General features: G+C 54.7%; 12 protein-coding genes. 3 read left to right on the top strand and 9 right to left on the bottom strand.

Translation table 11 applies throughout. The annotated features are described in order from the left end of the window. Positions 1-86: 86 nt before the first annotated feature. Both FOV68_RS14765 and dnaB read right to left on the bottom strand, forming a co-directional pair. Complete coding sequence (locus FOV68_RS14765; RefSeq protein ID WP_010252196.1) at positions 87-566, bottom strand: Lrp/AsnC family transcriptional regulator; 480 nt, start codon at positions 564-566, stop codon at positions 87-89. 129 nt (positions 567-695) lie between these two features. Next, a complete protein-coding gene (gene dnaB, locus FOV68_RS14760; protein WP_010252197.1) occupies positions 696-2,102 on the bottom strand; it encodes a replicative DNA helicase in 1,407 nt (468 codons plus the stop codon). Between the two features lie 96 nt (positions 2,103-2,198). On the opposite strand from dnaB, the gene FOV68_RS14755 reads away from it, so the two are divergent. Beyond that, on the top strand, positions 2,199-3,182 hold the full coding sequence (locus tag FOV68_RS14755) for a quinone oxidoreductase (RefSeq protein WP_031591790.1): 984 nt from the start codon (positions 2,199-2,201) through the stop codon (positions 3,180-3,182). A gap of 210 nt (positions 3,183-3,392) precedes the next feature. Here the strand turns inward: FOV68_RS14755 and pspG are convergent, their stop codons facing one another. From pspG to FOV68_RS14740, 3 genes are all read right to left on the bottom strand, one after another. Continuing rightward, entirely contained in the window at positions 3,393-3,659 is a 267-nt protein-coding gene (pspG, locus tag FOV68_RS14750; protein ID WP_010252199.1) for an envelope stress response protein PspG, read from the bottom strand. A 180-nt stretch (positions 3,660-3,839) separates the two neighbouring features. Beyond that, entirely contained in the window at positions 3,840-4,832 is a 993-nt protein-coding gene (gene dusA, locus FOV68_RS14745; protein ID WP_031591791.1) for a tRNA dihydrouridine(20/20a) synthase DusA, read from the bottom strand. 107 nt (positions 4,833-4,939) lie between these two features. Further along, the gene (locus FOV68_RS14740) at positions 4,940-6,190 is read right to left on the bottom strand and encodes a conjugal transfer protein TraF (protein ID WP_143991126.1); all 1,251 of its coding nucleotides are present in this window, start codon (positions 6,188-6,190) and stop codon (positions 4,940-4,942) included. 449 nt (positions 6,191-6,639) lie between these two features. On the opposite strand from FOV68_RS14740, the gene zur reads away from it, so the two are divergent. Then, positions 6,640-7,161, top strand: a complete 522-nt coding sequence (zur, locus tag FOV68_RS14735; protein WP_039392129.1) for a zinc uptake transcriptional repressor Zur — start codon at positions 6,640-6,642, stop codon at positions 7,159-7,161. A 73-nt stretch (positions 7,162-7,234) separates the two neighbouring features. Here the strand turns inward: zur and FOV68_RS14730 are convergent, their stop codons facing one another. From FOV68_RS14730 to FOV68_RS14715, 4 genes are all read right to left on the bottom strand, one after another. Next, a complete protein-coding gene (locus tag FOV68_RS14730) occupies positions 7,235-7,447 on the bottom strand; it encodes a CsbD family protein (RefSeq protein ID WP_031591796.1) in 213 nt (70 codons plus the stop codon). 175 nt (positions 7,448-7,622) lie between these two features. Further along, entirely contained in the window at positions 7,623-8,945 is a 1,323-nt protein-coding gene (gene dinF, locus FOV68_RS14725; RefSeq protein ID WP_143991125.1) for an MATE family efflux transporter DinF, read from the bottom strand. Positions 8,946-9,045: 100 nt separating this feature from the next. After that, entirely contained in the window at positions 9,046-9,660 is a 615-nt protein-coding gene (lexA, locus tag FOV68_RS14720) for a transcriptional repressor LexA (RefSeq protein WP_010252231.1), read from the bottom strand. 105 nt (positions 9,661-9,765) lie between these two features. Further along, positions 9,766-10,134, bottom strand: a complete 369-nt coding sequence (locus tag FOV68_RS14715; protein ID WP_031591801.1) for a diacylglycerol kinase — start codon at positions 10,132-10,134, stop codon at positions 9,766-9,768. A gap of 128 nt (positions 10,135-10,262) precedes the next feature. Here FOV68_RS14715 and plsB point away from each other — a divergent pair, with 128 nt between their 5' ends. Further along, positions 10,263-12,686, top strand: a complete 2,424-nt coding sequence (gene plsB, locus FOV68_RS14710) for a glycerol-3-phosphate 1-O-acyltransferase PlsB (RefSeq protein WP_031591803.1) — start codon at positions 10,263-10,265, stop codon at positions 12,684-12,686. Positions 12,687-12,721 lie beyond the last annotated feature (35 nt).

Raw genomic sequence — 12,721 nt, 5'->3', positions numbered from 1 at the left:
AACCTATGCGTTAAAGTCCGACTCTATGCGCGCTCTTCGCATTAATTGCCGCAAGTGTGCACCAAAAGCGCACTGTGCGCACCTTTTTAGCGCGTCTTCTGCTCAGGCAGCATCATCAGCCCGTTCTCTTTCATGCGTCCCAGCACCACCGAGGTTTTCACATGGGAAACGCTCTGGTGGCCTGCGACTAACTGGCTGATTAACGCACTAAGGGAATTGAGATCGGCCACTGCCACTTTAAGCAGATAGTCCGCATCGCCGGTGGTTTTATAGGCATCCACGATCGCCTGTTCCTGCTCCACCATCCGGTGAAAGCTCTCAACATATTCTGCGGTGTGGTTAATTAAACGCACCTCAATCAATCCCACCATGCCAAGCCCGATGGCATCGGGCGACAGCCGGGCATGATAACCCAGGATCAGATTAGCCTGTTCCAGATTGATACGACGGCGGGAACATTGTGAGGCAGAAAGGCCGACCAGATCGCTGAGTTCCTGATTGGTCAGACGGCCGTTGGATTGTAATAAAGTCAGGATTTTAAGGTCGTAATCGTCTACGTGAGTCATTCCGTTTCCACAGCGTGATGGGCGTCGCTTTGTTACAGATAACCCGATAACCCGAGAGGTTGTCCAACACTATTTTGTGATGATGGGGGCTGTCATGCACAGATCGTGCATGACAGCACAAACCGGGGATTATTCGTCGTCGTATTGCGGGCCAGCGTAGTTGTCGAAGCGTGACCACTGACCGTTAAAGGTCAGGCGTACTGTACCGATCGGGCCGTTACGCTGTTTACCCAGAATGATCTCCGCGATCCCTTTAAGATCGCTGTTTTCGTGGTAAACCTCATCGCGATAGATAAACATGATCAAATCCGCATCCTGCTCGATCGAGCCCGATTCACGCAGATCCGAGTTGACCGGACGTTTATCGGCTCGCTGCTCCAGCGAGCGGTTAAGCTGCGACAGCGCCACAACCGGCACGTTCAGCTCTTTGGCCAGCGCTTTCAGCGAGCGGGAGATCTCAGCAATTTCCAGCGTACGGTTGTCCGACAGCGACGGCACGCGCATCAGTTGCAGATAGTCGATCATGATCATGCTTAATCCACCGTTTTCACGGTAGATGCGTCGGGCGCGCGAACGCACTTCGGTGGGAGTCAGGCCGGAAGAGTCATCAATGTACATGTTCTTCTTCTCCAGCAGGATACCCATGGTGCCGGAAATACGCGCCCAGTCCTCATCATCCAGCTGCCCGGTACGGATGCGGGTCTGATCGACGCGGGAGAGTGACGCCAGCATACGCATCATGATCTGCTCGCTGGGCATCTCCAGACTGAAGATCAGCACCGGTTTTTCCTGCAGCATGGCGGCGTTTTCGCACAGGTTCATCGCAAAGGTGGTTTTACCCATCGAAGGACGTGCGGCGACAATAATCAGATCAGAACCCTGCAGGCCCGCAGTCTTTTTATTCAGATCCTGATAGCCGGTATCGACGCCAGTGACGCCATCGTGCGGTGTCTGATAGAGCGATTCGATACGCGAGACGGTCGATTCCAGAATCTGCTCGATGTTTTTCGGGCCAGCATCCTTATCCGCGCGCGCTTCCGCAATTTTAAAGACGTTCGACTCCGCGAAGTCGAGCAGCTCTTCGCTGTTACGCCCCTGCGGATCATAACCGGCATCAGCAATCTGGTTAGCGACGGCGATCATCTCGCGCACCACCGCACGTTCACGCACGATGTCAGCATAGGCGCCGATGTTCGCCGCGCTCGGGGTGTTTTTCGCCAGTTCCGCCAGATAGGCAAAGCCGCCCGCCATCTCCAGCTCGCCACGGGTTTCCAGCGATTCGGAGAGCGTAATCAGGTCAATAGGTTTGCTGTTTTCCAGCAGCCGCTGCATCTCTGAAAAAATCAGCCGATGCGAACGGTTGAAAAAGTCATTCGCGACGACGCGCTCAGAGACATTGTCCCAGCGCTCGTTATCCAGCATTAACCCACCGAGCACCGACTGCTCCGCTTCCAGCGAATGCGGGGGCATTTTCACGCCTGCGAGCTGGCGATCCTGCGTTTCGTTCGATTTGTTGGTGGGTTTATTTCCTGCCATAGTGAATGCATTACCGATCTTCTGTGGGGACGCGCAAGTATACCTTAGTTGGGGTGCGTGCCTCACCCTCATGATGAAACAATCACAGGAGTCAGAATGGCAAAGCGTATTCAGTTCAGCGCACAGGGCGGCCCGGACGTTTTAGAGTGGACAGATTTTGAACCTGCTGACCCGGCCGAACATGAAGTGCAGGTAGAACATCGCGCTATCGGCATTAATTACATCGATACCTATGTTCGCAGCGGGCTTTATCCGGTCGCCGCTTTTCCCTCTGGCCTGGGTACAGAAGCCGCAGGCGTGGTGTCGCGGGTTGGACGTGGCGTGACATTATTTAAGCCCGGCGATCGCGTGGTCTACTGTCTGGCGTCGATGGGGGCCTATAGCGAAGTGCACAACGTGGCGGAAGATCGCCTGATGCATCTCCCGGAGGCGATCAGCTTTGAGCAGGGCGCAGCCAGCTACCTGAAAGGGCTGACCACACAATATCTGCTGCGCCAGACCTATAAAATCAGCGCCGGTGAGACCTTCCTGTTTCATGCCGCAGCGGGCGGCGTCGGGTTAATTGCCTGTCAGTGGGCAAAAGCGCTGGGTGCCCATTTGATTGGCACAGTCGGGTCAGCAGAAAAGGCAGCGATGGCCAAGAAGGCTGGCGCCTGGGCGACGATTAACTACCGTGAAGAGAATATTGCGCAACGCGTCAGCGAACTGACCGACGGGAAAAAAGTGGGCGTAGTTTATGACTCCGTGGGCAAAGATACCTGGGAAGCATCGCTGGACTCATTGCGCCGTCATGGGCTGATGGTCAGTTTTGGCAATGCTTCGGGTCCGGTGACCGGGATAGATCTCGGCATTCTGAATAAGAAAGGCTCGCTGTTTGTGACCCGCCCTTCACTGTTTGGCTATATCACCAACCGCCAGGAGCTGGAAACCGCCAGTGCCGAGCTTTTCTCGCTGCTGGCGAGTGGCGCAATTAAAGTTGATGTTCCGGAGCAGCAGAAGTTTGCGCTAAAAGAGGCCAGCAAAGCGCACCAGATGCTGGAGAGCCGCGCCACGCAGGGATCCTGTCTTTTAATTCCATAATAGTGAGCAACAAAAAGGGCCTCCCATGGGAAGCCCTTCTCTTTTTTTATTTTTTGTTCGCGCTGGTGTAGGGACAGCGGCGATGAATTCGTGTCGAGTCGATGGCACATCGATTTGACGACAGGCATCCTGCCAGAAAACATAAGTAAAAAATATGTTTAATTGCAGATCAGCCCTGATCAATCTCTCACACTGTGATCTTCACCGCAATTAGCGCCAGCCTTTGCGGTCTAACCTGTTGATCTTACGCCGCAGCTTGCGACGTGCTCGCTCATCGCTGTCGCCAAAAAAAGCACGATGCAGCCAGACCGCAATTACCGCCAGCACCAGCCACGGCAACACTTTAATAACAATTGCAAACAGTCCACCGACAAACATCACGATGGTTGCGACCACCAGTGCTGCCAGCACGCCCAACAGCGAAACGCCTGTCAGCAACAGCATCAGGAAAAACCCTAATACGAATAAAATTTCCACGTCAGCGCTCCTTTTTAATTCCGATTGTTATAGTTATTACAAAAAACGTGCCAACAGTTAACTTATTGATTTTCAGCTGATAATAGATAATCAGAAGAGCGCGACCTGGTGAGAAAAACCACATAATGGCGTAAAAAAAACCAGCCTTCAGAGCTGGTTTTTTCGGGTTCAGATGAGGCGTCAGGCTTCCTGCGGGATCTTATCGGCGACCAGCGCCAGCGCCGCTTCCAGCACACGGACATCGGCACCGGGCTTATGGGCATTTTCACTCAGGTGGCGTCGCCACTGGCGGGCGCCCGGAATCCCCTGGAACAAACCCAGCATATGGCGCGTGACATGTCCCAGATACGTCCCCTTCGCCAGTTCTGCTTCAATATAGGGATACATGGCGCGCACCACTTCAACCGGGTTAGCCGCCGGATGCTGACGACCAAACAATGTCTGATCGACCTGCGCCAGAATGCCGGGATTTTGGTAGGCTTCACGTCCCATCATCACGCCGTCAAGGTGTTGCAGATGAGTCTGTGCCTCTTCCAGCGTTTTTACGCCGCCATTGAGGGCGATGGTCAGTTGCGGAAAATCGCGTTTCAGCTGATAGACGCGGGGATAATCCAGCGGTGGAATCTCGCGGTTCTCTTTCGGGCTGAGGCCGGAGAGCCAGGCTTTACGCGCATGAATGATAAATGTCTCGCACTCACCGCGTCCCGCCACCGTGCCGATAAAATCGGTCAGGAATTCATAGCTGTCCAGCTCATCGATACCAATACGGGTTTTCACCGTGACCGGAATTGAGACCACGTCGCGCATCGCTTTAACGGCATCTGCGACCAGATTCGCCTCGGCCATCAGGCAGGCGCCGAAACGGCCATTCTGCACGCGATCAGAGGGACAGCCGACATTAAGGTTCACTTCATCATAGCCGCGCTGCTCTGCCAGCTTCGCGCACTGCGCCAGTGCCGCCGGATCGCTACCGCCAAGCTGCAACGCGACCGGATGCTCAGCCTCACTGTAAGCCAGGTAATCCCCTTTGCCATGAATGATTGCGCCCGTGGTCACCATTTCGGTGTAGAGCAGCGTGTCACCGGTCAGCTGGCGATGAAAATAGCGACAGTGACGATCGGTCCAGTCGAGCATAGGGGCGATAGAGAAACGTTGCGAAGAGAAATTAGGCATGAAGCGCAGACAATCCGGTAATTAAGGGGTGATGGAATTCTGTGCAAGGATAACACAAGGGCGGGCGATAGTGCATCGCCCGCCCCCGAACAGTCTGAATAACGCGCTTAGAAGTTAAAGCCCAACTGCATCATCGCGCCCCAGGTGTTGTTAGCACCCACAGAGCCCGCCAGATCCAGATGTACGGCTTTGTTAAACGGTGACAGACCAAAACCGGCCGTAGCGACATTTTCGTCGTTAGAACGCATGTCCGCACGATAACCTGCACGCAGCTGCAGCCAGTCAAGTACGCGGTATTCCGCGCCCACTGCCGCATACTGGCTGTTATCCTGAGTTTTGAAGCGTTTGGTTTCAGTCAGATCCACATCGCCCGTCACGGTAAACGGACCTTTATCCCAGGCCAGACCGGTGGTGACCAGCGGGCGAATCTGGTAGGTGTCGCGGAAACCATTGACCTCTTTGGTCTGCAGATCGCGTGAAACCAGGTTCTGTCCGGTTACACCCAGCGTCCAGTTTTCAGCAAAGGTGGTCGCCAGACCGGCATCAACGTTGAAGCCGGTGTCGGTGCTGCGATACTTACTATTGTTGATGTCGTTCTTGTCGTAGTTGTAGATGCTGGCGGTGTAGTTATAGAGCCAGGTTTTCTGCACTTTCGGCGTCACGCCAACTGATACCGGCTGACCGGCGATGGTGAACTCATGCGCCACCGCTACACCATAATCGGTGGTCAGGGCCGCTAATCCATTCGCGCTGGAGCGCAGGTTATTTTGATCGCCAGGACGAGGAAGCACTGTGCCGTTAGCCACACCGCGCAGATAGTCGATATCGCTCTGGACCACATTGGCACGTACGTGTGCTGAACCATAGGCTTTGGTGATAAAGGCGAAAGGCAGAGTGTCGTTGGGGATCGTAACGGCCACGGCCGCACCCGCGCTGCCGTCTGCTTTGTTACCGCGCAAATCACTGAGCTTGTTAGCGACATCGCCTGAGGCAGCGCGCAGTTCAGGATAGCCACGGAAGAAATCCGCTGGCGTAAAGTTATTCAGCACCGCGCGGTAACGATCCACGGTGTCCGTAATATCATCGACTTTATCTATCAGCTTATCTTTGTCGGTGACCTGAATGCCCGCTGAGGGAAAAATAATGCTGACGCTATCGTCGGGTTTGGCGCGCGTCATTAATGCCGGGTTCGCCAGCACTGCGGAGCCATAAAGAGAAGATGCTACGCCGGTTCCGCCCATGGCGTCATTACGTGCATCATACCAGGTCCCTGCCGCTATGGCGGAAGAAGAAAGGAAAAGCGCGGTCGTTGCAGCCGTGTAGATCAGCGCTGAACGTTGAGCGGATTTTTTCACCATTTGCCTGCCATCACCTGAGAAATTGCCATTGAAACATTCAATGACTGAATAGTTTGTTAGCCCTATTGTGAACCCTGGCTAACGCGTTATTGCTGTGAATTCGAAGGAAACAGTGTCTTAATTCAAAGGATTGGACTTTTTCCAATCAAAAAACCGTTGTAATTGTTCAAACTGCATTGGGATATTTCAAATAATGCCAGACTTTTCTTAAGTCTTTCTGAACATTACTTCTTAACTCAGTGAGATGCAAAGCAAAATGCCAACAAATTCCGCTTCAGGTGGATTCAGAATGGATCTGATTTATCGTCAGATTTGAGATAGAGGACGGCTTAAATTCTGAATATGCTGCTTTTTCAGGCAAATGATGCTGTTTTTTCAGACGAAACCAACCTCAGCGCCGCGAAACTATGTGTGATAAAATAACATCACTTATCCAGCGGAGAATTTTCATGACAAACATGACGTCGCAGCAAATTTTGATTCAGGCCGAAAAGATGTGCCTGCAGCGCGGTGTGCGTCTGACTTCGCAGCGTGCTGAAGTGTTGCGCCTGATGGCCGAGCAGCCTGGCTCGATCAGCGCCTACGATCTGCTGGATCAACTCCGGGTCAGCGAGCCGCAGGCCAAGCCTCCCACGGTTTATCGGGCGCTTGATTTCCTGCTGGAGCAGGGTTTCATTCATCGGGTGGAATCCAACAACAGCTACGTCATGTGTCACCATTTTGAGGCACCAGCACATACGTCGGTGATGCTGGTCTGTGACCGCTGTGCCGCCGTTACAGAGAAGCAGGCGCAGGGCGTAGAGAAGATTATTGCTAGCCTGGCAGGTGAAGCGCAGTTTGCATTACGCCACAGCGTGATTGAAGCGCATGGTTTATGTGAAAGTTGTGCTGCGGTTGAAGCCTGTACGCACCATGAAAGCTGCGAGCATGACCATCAGGATGAGGGTAAAAAGCGGGGGAAACGCGGATAATCGGCACATCCTTGTGCGGTTCCGGTGAGGGCCCACCGGAACGCATTCAGCTGATTATCTACCTATTGTCTGATTACCAGCGGTGATCTTTGTTCTGACCTTCCCAGTCGGTTACTTCGCGCTCGGCTTCATCTTTCGTAGAGCCGTAACGCTCCTGGATTTTGCCGACCAGCTGATCGCGTTTACCTTCGATAACCTGCATATCATCGTCGGTCAGCTTGCCCCATTTCTCTTTCATTTTGCCTTTGAACTGCTTCCAGTTGCCGCTTGCTTCGTCTTTATTCATGGCAGACCTCCAATCCTCGGGTTTAATGATTATCTTGCTTCTTAACAAAATAACGATACAAAGCGCTGGCTAACTGCGCTGCATAGAGTTAATTGTAGTAGCCAATTTCTTAACCGTGGAATAATACAGAATAATCCGTATCGGCTTGCGTGCAGCCACTGCAGCCACTGCAGCATCAGGCATCAAACCAGCTGTTCTGACGCCAGTGCTTACGCCAGATGAGCCACAGCGACAGGCCGCGCAGCGCCAGGAAAACCGTGACCGCCAGCCACAGACCATGGTTACCCAGCACCGGTACGCTAAGCATTGTCAGAAAATAGCCGGCTGCGGCTACTACCATGCTGTTACGCATCTCGCGCCCGCGCGTCGCCCCGATGAACATGCCATCCAGCAGATAACACCAGACGCCGATCAACGGCATTATCATCTGCCAGATCAGATAGCGGTCCGCTGTCTGCTGAAGTGACTGAAGAGAGGTCAGCAGGGTAACGATCTGCGGGCCAAAAATGGCATAGATCAGCGAGAAGAACAGCGCCACCACCACCGCCTGCCGACAGGCAGAGTGCCAGACGCGCAGGAGTTTGCTGCCATCTTTTGCACCATGCGCCTCACCCGCAAAAGCTTCAACCGCATAGGCAAAGCCATCCAGCGCGTAGGCAGTAAAAGTAATAAACATCAGTAATACCGCGTTAACCGCCACCACATCAGGGCCGAGTCGCGCGCCCAGCACGGTCAGCGAGGCGAAACAGAGTTGCAGCATCAGAGAGCGCAGCATGATATCCCGGTTCAGTCGCAGCAGCCGGCCGCTGTCACCGCGCCAGCTCTGCTTCAGCAGGCTAAGCGTAATTCCGCGCAGTTTTAGCACCCGCCAGACCATGATGCTGCCGACACCCAGCGTGATGTACTCTGCCAGCGCCGTGGCGGTGGCCGCCCCCGCGACACCCCAGTGCAGCCCCATCACCAGCCAGAGATCGAGCACGATGTTAACCAGGTTCCCCACGACCAGCAGGATCACCGGCGCGCGTGCATACTGCACGCCCAGCAGCCAGCCCAGAATGACCAGGTTTGCCAGCGTGGCAGGCGCACTGAGCCAGCGAATCTGAATAAACAGTGCCGCCTGTTCGAGTACATCGGGATTGCCGCCAACCAGATGGGTCGACAGCTGAATAATCGGATAACGCAAAGCGATGAACAGTACGCCCGCCAGCAGCGCGATGATCAGCGGTTGCGTCAGCGCGCGCGCCAGAGCGGTTTTATCGCCCGCGCCAAACGCCTGTGCCGTAAGGCCAGTAGTACTCATTCGAAGGAAAAGCAGCAGCATAAAAAGGAAGCTGGTCACTGTAGTCCCGACCGCAACCCCGCCAAGATAGACAGGGCTGTCGAGATGACCAATTACTGCAGTATCGACCACTCCCAGTAAGGGAACGGTGATGTTTGAAAGGATCATCGGCAGCGCAAGCCGCCAGAGATTTTTATCGGTTGCCGTAATAAAGCGCATTCGCCGTTCCGTGCTCAGTGTCGCTGTGCAAAAGAGGCAGCGACAAAATTAGGGCAGACAGAATAGCATCAGAGAAGGCGAATGCACGCTGGCAGAAGAATCAGAGCCACTCGCCGTTGCGCACCACGCCAACTGCCAGACCTTCAATGGTCAGTGACTGCGCACGGGTATCGACAACAATCGGGTCAAAATCGCTGTTTTCAGGCAGCAGATGCACGATAGCACCCTGCTTTTTCCAGCGCTTAACGGTGACTTCATCATCAATGCGGGCAACCACAACCTGTCCGTTACGCACATCCTGGGTTTTATGCACTGCGAGCAGGTCGCCATCCATAATCCCGATATCTTTCATCGACATTCCGCTGACGCGCAGCAGGAAGTCAGCAGACGGCTTAAACAGGCCCGGATCGACCTTATAGTGGGTTTCGATATGTTCCTGCGCCATGATCGGCTCACCGGCAGCAACCCGCCCAATCAGCGGTAGCCCTTCTGAGGCTTCTTCTTCCATTAACAGTCGAATGCCGCGCGATGCACCGGAAACGATCTCGATGACGCCTTTGCGCGCCAGCGCTTTCAGATGCTCTTCTGCCGCATTCGGCGAACGGAAGCCCAGCTGCGCGGCGATCTCGGCACGCGTAGGCGGCATGCCCGTTGAAGAAATATGGTCGCGAATCAGGTCATAGACCTGCTGCTGCCTGCTGGTTAATGCTTTCATCCCGCCCCCTGGTTGTTTATACAGTCGCTGTGAGTATATACAGGTATTGGTGAAATGGAAACCGATTGTCAGGGAAAACGCGCCCTCAGACGCGTTATGGAAGGCTTATCGCAAATGTGTCCAGAGCAGCGCGATCCAGACGAAGAGTGCCAGTAAGATGCTGATCAACACCGCCGCCGAACCCATGTCTTTTGCCCGGCCCGCCAGCGGATGATGCTCCTGACCAATACGGTCGACCACCGCTTCAATGGCGCTATTGAGGATTTCAACAATGACCACCAGCACCACCGCCCCAATCATGAGGATGCGGGCGACCACATCGACATCCAGCCAGCACGCGATAACAATAGCGGCCAGCGCAGCCAGCGCTTCCTGCCGAAACGCCGCTTCATGTTGCCAGGCGGCACGCAGTCCCTGCCATGAGTAACCTGCAGCTTTTACTATTCTGATAAGTCCGGTGGCATTATTTGCCATGATGTGGGAACCCTTTCATCGGATTGACGTCAATGTCTGGGCTGCGTGCAATTGGCACCACCACAGATCTTCGCTGCGCTTTCTGGTATGCTTGCGGCGCTTTGCTAACAAGAGGCTTCATGTTGTCTATGTCAGGTTGGCGTAAACTCTATTACAAACTGCTTAATTTACCACTGTCGTTTTTGGTAAAAAGTAAGGCCATTCCGGCCGATCCCGTGTCTGAACATGGTCTGGATCCGACCCGACCTATTATGTATGTTTTGCCTTACGATTCGAAGGCCGACTTACTGACTTTACGCGCGCAGTGTCTGCGGCATCATCTGCCCGACCCGCTCACTCCGCTGGAGATTGATGGTTCTCTGCTGCCGCGCCACGTGTTTATCCACAATGGCCCACGCGTCTTCCCCTATTTTGTGCCCAGCGTTGAATCTGTGAAAATCTTTCACGATTACCTGGACCTGCATCGCAATAACCCTAAGCTGGATATTCAGATGCTGCCGGTCACGGTGATGTTTGGCCGCGCACCAGGACGTGAAGTCCAGGGCGAAGCAACGCCACACCTGCGGGTGCTGAACGGGGTGCAGAAGTTCTTTGCCGTTATCTGGCACGGGCGCGACAGTTTTGTCCGCTTCTCACCGACGGTGTCGCTGCGCCGCATGGCAACTGAACACGGTACGGATCAGTCGATCGCCCAGAAGCTGGCTCGCGTGGCGCGCATTCATTTTGCCCGCCAGCGGCTGGCGGCGATTGGCCCGCGCTTGCCGGCGCGTCAGGATCTGTTTAATCGTCTGCTGCAATCCAAAGCGATTGAAAAAGCAGTAGAGGATGAAGCACGCAGCAAAAAAATCTCCCATGAGAAAGCGCAGCAGAACGCCGTCGAGATGATGGAGGAGATTGCGGCAAACTTCTCCTATGAAGCCATCCGCGTAACTGACCGCGTGATGGGCTGGCTCTGGAGTCGGCTCTATCAGGGCATCAACGTCAATGGCGGCGAAAAAGTCCGCCAGCTGGCGCAGGATGGCCACGAGATTGTCTATGTGCCGTGTCATCGCAGCCACATGGATTATCTGCTGCTCTCCTATGTGCTCTATCATCAGGGCCTGGTGCCGCCGCACATCGCAGCCGGGATCAATCTCAACTTCTGGCCAGCCGGCCCGATTTTCCGTCGTCTGGGCGCCTTCTTCATTCGTCGTACCTTTAAAGGCAACAAGCTCTACGCCACGGTATTCCGCGAATATCTCGGCGAGCTGTTCACCCGCGGCTATTCGGTTGAGTACTTTGTCGAAGGAGGCCGTTCACGAACCGGTCGCCTGCTGGACCCTAAAACCGGCACCTTAGCCATGACGCTGCAGGCGATGCTGCGCGGCGGAAATCGCCCTATCACGCTGGTGCCGATCTATATCGGCTATGAGCACGTAATGGAAGTGGGCACTTACGCTAAAGAACTGCGCGGCGCGGCGAAAGAGAAAGAGGGCTTCATGCAGATGGTGCGCGGCTTACGCAAGCTGCGCAATCTCGGTCAGGGTTACGTGAACTTTGGCGAACCCCTGCCGCTGGTCAACTATCTCAACAAGCGGGTACCGGAATGGCGCGATGCCATCGATCCGATTGAGCCGCAGCGTCCCAGCTGGTTAACTCCGACCGTCAACGATATTGCTGCCAGCCTGATGGTGCGTATCAATGAAGCGGGCGCGGCTAACGCCATGAACCTCTGTGTCACCGCCCTGCTGGCGTCACGTCAGCGCTCACTAACCCGTGAACAGCTGATTGAACAACTGGAGTGCTATACCCAGTTGCTGCGCAACGTGCCTTACTCGCCAAATGCGACCGTACCCGATCTTTCAGCGGAAGCGCTGCTGGATCACGCCATGGGTATGAATAAGTTTGAGAGTGAAAAGGACAGCATTGGCGACATCATCATTCTGCCACGTGAGCAGGCGGTGCTGATGACCTACTATCGCAATAATATTCATCACATGCTGGTGATGCCGTCGCTGATTGCCGCCATAGTTCAGCAGCATCAGACGCTGAGCGAAGCAGAACTGCTGCGTCAGGTGAGCCTGATCTACCCGATGCTGAAGAGTGAGCTGTTCCTGCGCTGGCAGACCGATGAGCTGCCGCAACTGTTGACCGAACTGAGTCAGGAGCTGGCGCGTCAGGGCCTGATTACACTCGAAGCCGGCGAATTGCGCTTTTCCTCAGCGCGCTATCGCACGCTGCAACTGCTGGCCGCCGGTGTGCGTGAAACACTGCAGCGCTATGCTATTACGTTCTCCATTCTCAGCGCCAAGCCGACGATTAACCGCGGCACGCTGGAGAAAGAGAGCCGGACGCTGGCACAGCGTCTGTCGGTGCTGCACGGTATCAATGCTCCGGAATTCTTCGACAAAGCGGTCTTTACCTCACTGGTTCTGACCCTGCGCGATGAAGGGTATATCAGCGACAGCGGTGATGCCGATGTTGCGCAGACCCTGGCGACCTGGCATATGCTGGCAGACCTGGTCACCAGCGATGTCCGTATGACCATTGAAACCGCTGTGGCGCACGACTGACCGCAGTGCGCATAGTAAAAAGGCGACCTCATGAG

The sequence above is a fragment of the Pantoea sp. paga genome, from assembly GCF_007558755.1.
Taxonomy (GTDB): Bacteria; Pseudomonadota; Gammaproteobacteria; order Enterobacterales; family Enterobacteriaceae; genus Pantoea; species Pantoea agglomerans.
This window is presented reverse-complemented; position numbering and strand designations above follow the sequence as displayed.